At 41.8% G+C, this 1,437-nt stretch carries 1 protein-coding gene; it reads right to left on the bottom strand.

Annotation, left to right across the window (positions count from 1 at the left end; translation table 11 throughout):
- Window positions 1-18: 18 nt before the first annotated feature.
- The gene (locus ACFINH_RS09800) at window positions 19-1,185 is read right to left on the bottom strand and encodes a tyrosine-type recombinase/integrase (protein WP_375612608.1); all 1,167 of its coding nucleotides are present in this window, start codon (window positions 1,183-1,185) and stop codon (window positions 19-21) included.
- Window positions 1,186-1,437: the final 252 nt, after the last annotated feature.

Genomic DNA, 1,437 nt, shown 5'->3' with positions numbered 1-1,437 from the left:
GGTTATGCACCCCATATCTTAAGATTGACCAGTGACATAAGCCGCCCATTTATCCATATAAACACGGCGCTGTTCTAGATAGTCAGTACGACGATAGGCACGCTCTACTTTGCCGCCAACTGTATGACTTAGAATAGTTTCAGCGACCTCATAGGGAGCATCGGTTGTTTCAGCAAGCCAATTGCGTAAACTAGAACGAAAACCATGCGGGCAGGCTTCAAGTTTATTGTCTCTCATATATTTTGCCATACAATTCTCAGCAAGGGGAGCACGACCGGAAAAAGACAGAATGAAATTACTTTTGGAAATACAACGGGCTTGTTTAATCACTTTTAGCGCTTCAGATGATAGAGGTACGCGAAATTCTGTTGTAGCGTCACGCAAACCTTTCATATTCTCAGCAGGAATAGTCCATACATCATCTTCAATCTGATCTTCACGAATATGACGCAAAGGGTTGGTACGAACGCCTGTCAGGATAAGCAAGCGCAAAGCCAGTTGTGTTATGTTTTGTGTTTTACAGAGTAACTGATAAAAGGCGGGAACATCTTTCCAATCCATTGCAGGTCTATTAGTGGTTTTATGACGTTGTTTACCTAAGAGCGCGCGTGCTTTTTCTGTTGCTTGTAAATCAACATCTAACCCTAATGCAGCCGCATGTTTGAGACAAAGATTAAGACGATTTAGTGCTTTCTCTGCTGTTGCAGCTTTTGTATGCCAGATAGGAGCAAGGGTATTGCGTATCTCTGTTTGTGTAATCTCTGAAACGGGCAGACAGCCCAATTTAGGGAGAATATGAAGGCGTAATGGTAAAAACCAATCACAAGCTTTACCATCTCTTTTTAATTCAGCTTTACGGCTTTCAAAAGCATCTAAAGCAATGTTTTTTAAATAATGAAGATTACGCATTGCCTCACGCTTTTGTTTATCGCGTTCTTTAATGGGGTCACGACCCTCATGTAAAACAGCACGCCATTGGTTTGCCAATTCACGGGCTTTTTTTAAAGAGACATGTCTTAAGGCGCCCAAGCCCATTTCACGGCGCCGACCGTGAATGGTATAACGATAAAGCCATTGAGCACCACCATCTTTACGCTTATGGAGGATCAAGCCGGCACCATCATTATATTTGCCAGCTCCCAATGTTGCGACAGCCCTTGCGTTAAGACGATTCATAAGAACCATTTTCATTCCTTTCTTATACAGTTTTACCCACACGCCAGCCCCGCTTATGCCGTGCAAGCAAATGGGTTTGTTTGATTCAATATAAACAGACTTGAAATGAGAGAATCTTACAATATTCGGGACTCTCATTCAACATACAAAACAGTGAATTATCATTATAAATCAGTGTGTTGTAGGTTTACAGAAAAAGACAAGCCGCCGCGTTTACCTTGGTTTATCAGGAGCCCCTTTGCTAATTTTTTATATTATTCA

This window comes from Bartonella sp. AA74HLJMH, assembly GCF_042197045.1.
In the GTDB taxonomy this organism is placed as follows: Bacteria; Pseudomonadota; Alphaproteobacteria; order Rhizobiales; family Rhizobiaceae; genus Bartonella.
This window is presented reverse-complemented; position numbering and strand designations above follow the sequence as displayed.